Origin of the sequence: Clostridium sp. N3C, from assembly GCF_900095445.1 — a bacterium.
Taxonomy (GTDB): domain Bacteria; phylum Bacillota; class Clostridia; order Clostridiales; family Clostridiaceae; genus Clostridium_AU.
In genome coordinates this window covers 1-6,913 of sequence record NZ_FMJL01000029.1, presented here as the reverse complement: position 1 = coordinate 6,913, position 6,913 = coordinate 1, and the positions used below count along the sequence as shown (strand labels likewise).

General features: G+C 32.1%; 8 protein-coding genes. 5 read left to right on the top strand and 3 right to left on the bottom strand.

Going from position 1 to position 6,913, the window contains the following annotated elements:
- The 3 genes from N3C_RS09060 to N3C_RS09050 form a co-directional block, all read left to right on the top strand.
- Nucleotides 1-634, top strand: a 634-nt coding sequence (locus N3C_RS09060; protein WP_074365713.1) for a DegV family protein, incomplete at its 5' end; no start/stop codon positions are given.
- A gap of 430 nt (nucleotides 635-1,064) precedes the next feature.
- The gene (locus N3C_RS09055) at nucleotides 1,065-1,442 is read left to right on the top strand and encodes a hypothetical protein (protein WP_143312641.1); all 378 of its coding nucleotides are present in this window, start codon (nucleotides 1,065-1,067) and stop codon (nucleotides 1,440-1,442) included.
- A gap of 31 nt (nucleotides 1,443-1,473) precedes the next feature.
- A complete protein-coding gene (locus N3C_RS09050) occupies nucleotides 1,474-2,007 on the top strand; it encodes a VanZ family protein (RefSeq protein WP_074365711.1) in 534 nt (177 codons plus the stop codon).
- Nucleotides 2,008-2,242: 235 nt separating this feature from the next.
- On the opposite strand, the gene pepT is transcribed toward N3C_RS09050, so the two are convergent.
- The 3 genes from pepT to N3C_RS09035 are packed head-to-tail and all read right to left on the bottom strand — an operon-like array spanning nucleotide 2,243 to nucleotide 5,384.
- Nucleotides 2,243-3,469: a peptidase T gene (pepT, locus tag N3C_RS09045; RefSeq protein WP_074365710.1), complete on the bottom strand. Its 1,227-nt coding sequence runs from the start codon at nucleotides 3,467-3,469 to the stop codon at nucleotides 2,243-2,245.
- Between the two features lie 25 nt (nucleotides 3,470-3,494).
- Nucleotides 3,495-4,094, bottom strand: a complete 600-nt coding sequence (locus N3C_RS09040; protein ID WP_074365714.1) for an ArsR/SmtB family transcription factor — start codon at nucleotides 4,092-4,094, stop codon at nucleotides 3,495-3,497.
- Nucleotides 4,095-4,121: 27 nt separating this feature from the next.
- Complete coding sequence (locus tag N3C_RS09035; protein WP_074365709.1) at nucleotides 4,122-5,384, bottom strand: MFS transporter; 1,263 nt, start codon at nucleotides 5,382-5,384, stop codon at nucleotides 4,122-4,124.
- A 311-nt stretch (nucleotides 5,385-5,695) separates the two neighbouring features.
- Here N3C_RS09035 and N3C_RS09030 point away from each other — a divergent pair, with 311 nt between their 5' ends.
- Together N3C_RS09030 and N3C_RS09025 are read left to right on the top strand one after the other, a co-directional pair.
- Nucleotides 5,696-6,550, top strand: a complete 855-nt coding sequence (locus N3C_RS09030) for a CPBP family intramembrane glutamic endopeptidase (RefSeq protein ID WP_074365708.1) — start codon at nucleotides 5,696-5,698, stop codon at nucleotides 6,548-6,550.
- A 14-nt stretch (nucleotides 6,551-6,564) separates the two neighbouring features.
- Nucleotides 6,565-6,849, top strand: a complete 285-nt coding sequence (locus tag N3C_RS09025) for a DUF4190 domain-containing protein (protein WP_074365707.1) — start codon at nucleotides 6,565-6,567, stop codon at nucleotides 6,847-6,849.
- Nucleotides 6,850-6,913: the final 64 nt, after the last annotated feature.

The window sequence follows — 6,913 nt, the reverse complement described above, 5'->3', positions numbered from 1 at the left end:
CTATTCCTTAATTTATATAGCCTTCTCATCAGCCCTAAGCGGTACTTACAACAGTGCCTGCATTGCAAGAGATGCAATATTAGAAGAAAATCCAGATGCAGATATCTCTATTATTGATTCTAAATGCGCTTCTTTAGGCTTAGGATTATTAGTTTATAACGCTTGTGAAAAGTTAAAGACAGGAGATTCCAAGGAAGACGTTGTTAACTGGGTAGAAAACAGCAAGTTAAAATTAAACCATTGGTTTACGGTAGATGATCTTCATCATCTAAAAAGAGGAGGAAGAGTTTCCTCTACCAGCGCTATTTTAGGAACATTACTAGATATTAAACCTATACTTAAAGTTAATACAGAAGGTAAGCTAGTGCCTGTTACTAAGGTTAAAGGAAGAAAAAAATCTATCAAATCCTTGGCAGATACATTAAAGGAAAGAATTATAGATCCTGAAAATCAGGTTATAGCTATAAGCCACGGAGATTGTGAAGAAGATGCAAGATTGCTTGAAAAGCTCATCAAGGAAAATGTTAAGGTTAAGGATGTTATCATCAATTATGTAGGACCGGTTGTAGGGTCCCATTCTGGCCCTGGAACCATTGCCCTATTCTTCTTCAGTAAAGATAGAGGAGATAATTAAAAGAACAGATGATCTATACCGACTTCCAAAAGTTAGACCTAAAGCTCTAACGATTGGAGGTCGTTTTTTTATGGCAAGATATTCTTTTGATTTCTTTTTTTTATACTTCTTTAACTTTTATTTTAATTTATAAGCATGAACCTCTCCTTCTCTTCTAATATAAAACAAACTATTTAACCGATAATTTATAGGTTAAAACTAGAATTATATAAAGTTTTTCAATTTCATTCTATATAAAGTATATTAAGTTTTTAATTGTATAATCAAAAATAATTTTATATAATATACATTATTTAGTGATTGTACGCATTTTAATAATTATTTGCTAAAGGAGTGATTTATGTTGAAAAAATTATTTCAAGTATTCATCTTGTCTTTAGTTTTCTTAATATCATCAGTTGTTCCAGTTCAAGCGTATAGTGGGAATAGAATGGAAGCTATAGCTCCAATTGATGCTGGTAATAAAATACAAGCTATAGCTCCAATTGAAGGCGGCAGTGGAAGTTCTTTCAGTGCATCCATTAAAATTGGGACAGCAGGATATGGTGTGGTTGATGGTAAGTCAAATGGTGTATATTATACTTTATCTCCAGGTACAGCAATAGTACTAATTAAAAGTATGAATGGTGCAACTAACTCTGATATACTGCTTTATCGCGGTTTAACTAAAGTTGGTGAAATTAATAATATTACCAAGACAGGAACATATAAGTTTAATATAACAACAACATCAAGTAATTACTGGCTAAAAATATATGCATGGGGTGCAAGTGGAAATACTGCTTCAATTAGTGGTAATATTTATTAGTAAAACTTAAAAGTATACGAAGATGTTCTCAATGAACGGACAAGCAAACTCAAAAGTTATTAAAATAGCCAAGCACCTCATTTTTATCTTTTATATATTTGTTTTATTTTATCTTGTATTGTTAAAAGGTGGAGATGCAATACATATAGCAGCTCATTTTAGGGGACGCTTGACTTGGTTAGAAAAGTTAAACACCATTAATTTTATACCTTTTAAGACTATCGCTTATTATTTAAGTAGTGGACAAAGTTATCATATTGTACTAACCAACTTATTAGGTAATATTCTAGCCTTTTGTCCCATGGGTTTTTTACTTCCTATGTTGATTAGCAAACGAAGAAAAATGATCTATACTTTATTTATTACTGTTTTAATTGGATTATCTATTGAAGTTTCTCAATTAATTTTTATGCTTGGAAGTTGTGACATAGATGATATGATTCTATATATTTGTGGTGGTATTTTAGGCTATCTAGCTTACGTTGTATTCTTAAAATTGCAAAGAAGTCTTAAAATATTGGAAAAAAGCGAAACTGAGATATCAAGAGATTTAACTGAACTCTAAATTGATATGATACTTCCAAAGCAGACTGTCTAATTAATTAAAAAATCAAAAAAGATTAGGATGCATGGCTTCTTTGCAATATGGAAACCACGCATCCTAATATCCATAATACTCTAATTAATTTGATTATCTACTTGTTATGTGGCAGTTCAAAAATTAACTTCCCTAAAAAGTATAATTTTTTTGCTAACCTCAACAACAAATTCCATAAAGCTTCTTTTATATCTTGCAAATCCTATCTTTCTGCAAAAAGCTCTGAAATTTTTACAATAACCTCAACAACCTTCTCTAAGGACTGGATTGGAACATATTCATACTTTCCGTGGAAGTTCTCTCCACCAGCAAAGATGTTAGGTGTAGGAAGTCCCATGAAGCTTAATCTAGAGCCATCAGTACCTCCTCTTATAGGTCTTACTATAGGCTTAACCCCAACGGCTTCCATAGCTTCGAAGGCAATATCTACTATATACTTAACCTCGTCGATTTTTTCCTTCATGTTGTAGTACTGATCATTTAAATCTAGTATAACAGTTCCTTCACCATACTTCTTATTCATCTTTTCTACAAGGTCAACTACAAACTGCTTTCTTCTTTCAAAGTTTTCTCTGCTAAAATCTCTAATTATATAATGCAGGTTTGTCTCTTCTACTTCACCATGGATGGAATTTAGATGATAGAAACCGTCATAGCCTGCGGTTTTTTCTGGCACCTCATCTGCTGGGAAACTTCCTACTATCTCATTGGCGATTAATATGGAATTTACCATCTTTCCTGCTGCATATCCAGGATGAACATTTCTTCCCTTAATCTTAATTTTTGCGGCAGCTGCATTGAAGCTTTCGTATTCTAATTCTCCTACTCTACCACCATCTACAGTGTAAGCTAAATCTGCTCCAAACTTTTCTACATCAAAGTGGTCTGCCCCACGGCCAACTTCTTCATCAGGAGTAAAGCCAATCTTTATAGTACCATGCTTTATTTCTGGATGGGCAATTAAATATTCCATAGCACTAAGTATACCTGCTATTCCAGCCTTATCATCAGCCCCTAATAGAGTTGTTCCATCTGTAGTTATCAAGTCCTGACCTACATAATCTCTTAGTTCTGGAAATTCACTAGGTGATAGTACTACATTTTGATCTTTATTAAGTATTATGTCTCCGCCATCATAGTTCTTTACTATCTGTGGGTTAACATTTTCTCCAGTCATATCTGGTGATGTATCCATATGAGCTATAAAGCCTATAACTGGCACATCCTTATCTATATTAGAAGGAAGCTCTGCCATTACATATCCATTATCATCTAAGGATACATTCTTTAGTCCCATTTCCTCCATTTCCTTTACTAATTCCCTAGCCAAATTAAGCTGCTTTGCAGTACTTGGCACTGTGGTAGAATCCTCATCGGATCTGGTATCGATTTTTACATACTTTAAGAATCTTTCAACTACTGTTGTCATAATAATTTCCCCTTTTTCAATAAATTTATTTATCTTTTATCTTTGTAATAGCGTAGAAAAATTGATATTCTTTAATATCCTCCTTTTCCTCCGCCGGCTTTTTTCTCTTTTTCTCAAAAAGGTCGCTAATATATTTAAGTAGATCCATGGCTTCTTCATCTGTTAGATAAATATTTTCTGTACCTACTTGGTTGTTAAAGGATTTTCTTTTCTTATTTTTGCTCTTATTTTTATCTTTATCCTTCACTTCATCTATAAGTAATTCCATTTGCTTTAGAAAGGTTCTCTTACCATCCTCAAAAACTTCAGCAATAGCCTTTTGAGCCGCATTAATCTTTACAGGATCCATTGCACCATCTTCTCCTACCAAGTTGAAGACTCTTGCTGTAGGTTCATAGTACTTTGCAATTATACCATTAACCTTTTTTGTATATACCAAGGTCAAAACTCCCGCCTTTTCCATCTTCTTAACATGATAATGAACCTTGGCTGGTACTTCTCCTAGCTCATCTGCTAATTGCTTTACTGTAATAGGCTCGCCAATTCTATAAAAGCAATTCAAAATTTTATTTCTATAAGGGTCCGATATGGCCCTAATTTCCTCTATGGTTTTTAAAACCTTCACATCTTCCAAATACTATCGCCTCTTTCATCAAGCTGCTTCCTTCAATTTATTATTAACCTTAGCCCTTATACCTAGTAATATTATTATACCACCCATTATAGCAAATATGGTAGTCATGGGTAAAAGTTCTGTTATAGTTCCAGTAATAGAAGAACCTAAAGGAATAGCACAGCAACTTACCATTGTCATAAATGCCCCCACTCTTCCCATCATGGTCTTTTCTGTATTTATCATTATTTTAGTAGTCATAGGTGATGTTGTAAAAGGAATCATAAATCCTAAAAAGAAACCAGCAAAGGTACTCAAGGCAGTTGAATATATTCCAGGGGATAAAATATTGCCCGGAAAATAAAGCAAGCTGTAGCTAAGACCAAAAATTATCATACCCCAGCTCATTAAGGTATGACCCTTTACCTTACTACCTATTGAGGCTACAGCAACGCCCCCAAGTATCATACCAATAATAATGGCAGATTCAATAAGGCTTAAAACAGAAGCCTCTGCCTTTAAATTCTCACTTACAAAGGCTGGCATAAGCACATTTATAGGTGATAGGCAAAAATTCATTAGAGCAAATAATATTAGTACTGTTCTTATTAGATAGTCATTTTTTACAAAGTTGAAACCTTCCTTTATATCATTAATATAGGCTTTAACTTCTATTTTCTCTTTAGATATCTTGTCACCCTTTACCCTCATGAAGGAAATTATTGAAAATGCTATAAAGAAGGTAGCTCCATCAATAAAGATTGCTCCAGATGTGCCCATGAGAGCAATAAATACCCCAGCCATAGCAGTACCTAGCAACTCAGCAAATTTAAAGGCTGAATTTGAGAAAGAATTTGCCGTAAGATACATATCCTCTGTTATTATCAAGGGTAATATGGACATGGTTGCTGGGCTCATTAAGGTTTCAAAGGTAGAATTAATAAATGTAAAAGCAAATAGATGCCAAGGTTTAAGAATATTAGTAGCTAGCATAAGGGCAATTATAGATACCATTATACCTCTTCCCAAATACCCCATAGCAATAAGCCTCTTCTTGTTAAATCTATCTGCTATAACACCTGCAAAGGGAGATAAAACTATGTTAGGAATAAAATTTACTGCAAATAATCCTCCCATTATCATCTTAGATCCGGTGAGCTCGTACACCATATAGCTGTATGCTATAGCATCTATGGAATCACCAAATCTTGAAATAAAATTAGCAATAAATAAAAGCATATAATCCTTATAAAGCACTAGTTCTTTTAGATTAACCTTCTTATTTTCAATAACCTTTTCCATAGCTGAAATCCTCCATATTAAAATAATTTTAACGTTAAAATATTTTTAACGTTAAAATTATTTTAATGTTACCCTTTAGTATTGTCAACACTTTTTTCTGTTTTTATGAAGTAATAGTCTCATCATTTTATGATACTTTTTAAAATAAATAGTACTAAATACCTCAAAAAAATGAAAAAGAAAACATTTCCTTTACAAATATAATCAGAGACCTTAAAATATACTTATCATTGCAAAATATTATTTTAATAACAAAATGTGGTAAAATTTATTTTTTTCACATATTCATAATAAAGGGGGGATGGATTATTATGAAAAAGTTCTTTTCAACTATTTGGAGTGTATTAAGATATATCCTCATATATTTTGGTTTTAGTATTGTGGTATACATTCCCGTAGTAGTTTATTATAGTATTAAATATTTCAATGAAAGGGAAGAAAAAATAGTAGAAGAAATGGCCAAAGTAGTTATACCTATTACTGCTTTTATATCCTTACTATCCTTAGCTGTATTTTTAATAGTTATTAAATATTGTCACAGGAGCATTAAAGATTTTCTAGAAATCAGAAAAATATCCCTTAGAAATAGTCTTCATGTTATATTAATAGCCATAGTAACCAGCTTCTTCTCTGTAAGCCTAACTAATATTCTGTCAGTTTTTTTCACAAGCTATGAGTATATCAATGAAACCATAGCAAATTCCTTAACTTCTGGTTGGAACTTACTATTAATGACAATATTGTTACCTATCTTTGAAGAGATATTTTTCAGAGGAATCATCTTTAATGAGTTGAAAAAGAGAATTAATCTTAAAACAGCTATTATAATACAAGCTATTTTATTTGGACTTTTCCATGGAAATATACTTCAGGGAATCTACACTACAATTCTCGCTATTGCACTAGCCTTAGCTTACCATTGGACACATTCTATTTTTGCACCAATCATAATTCATATAGTATATAACCTTTTAGGTACACTTATAATTCCAGTAATTCTATATTATACAGAATTCCTAACAATTCCTTATTTGATAGTTAGTGTTATTTTAATGGTATTCTTGCTAAGGAGAATGAGGAAAAGACTCTCAAATAATGAAATTTACCAGGTTAATAGTTCAGTAGATAATGCTACTGTTTTTAAAGAAAACAATTATAATTTTTAGGAGGGTATATAAAAATGGAACAATTCCCAGTAAATGAATCACAACTTAATACTAATCTAGAAAGAAACAATGGCAAAGCTATAGCTTCACTGGTTCTTGGATTATGCAGCATAATAACTTGGTTAATACCACTTTTCGGATTACCTACTACTATTGTAGGCCTTATAATGGGTGGAATTGGGGTTAAGTCACAGAAAAGAGGTTTTGCCATTACTGGTATAGTATTAAGCGCTATTTTTCTTATATTAACTATCATTAATATGGTTCTAAGTGTACTTATTTTCACAAATAAGCTTTAACTGTCTTAAAAAATGGAGGTATGTGATCTCCTTTTTACCTTTATCCTAAAAACTAATTTATACC

Excerpts from the sequence above, each read along its gene's own strand:
- N3C_RS09055 (WP_143312641.1), top strand. The coding sequence starts at position 1,065 with ATGGAAGCTATAGCTCCAATTGATGCTGGTAATAAAATACAAGCTATA.
- N3C_RS09050 (WP_074365711.1), top strand. The coding sequence starts at position 1,474 with ATGAACGGACAAGCAAACTCAAAAGTTATTAAAATAGCCAAGCACCTC.
- pepT (WP_074365710.1), bottom strand. The coding sequence starts at position 3,469 with ATGACAACAGTAGTTGAAAGATTCTTAAAGTATGTAAAAATCGATACC.
- N3C_RS09035 (WP_074365709.1), bottom strand. The coding sequence starts at position 5,384 with ATGGAAAAGGTTATTGAAAATAAGAAGGTTAATCTAAAAGAACTAGTG.
- N3C_RS09030 (WP_074365708.1), top strand. The coding sequence starts at position 5,696 with ATGAAAAAGTTCTTTTCAACTATTTGGAGTGTATTAAGATATATCCTC.
- N3C_RS09025 (WP_074365707.1), top strand. The coding sequence starts at position 6,565 with ATGGAACAATTCCCAGTAAATGAATCACAACTTAATACTAATCTAGAA.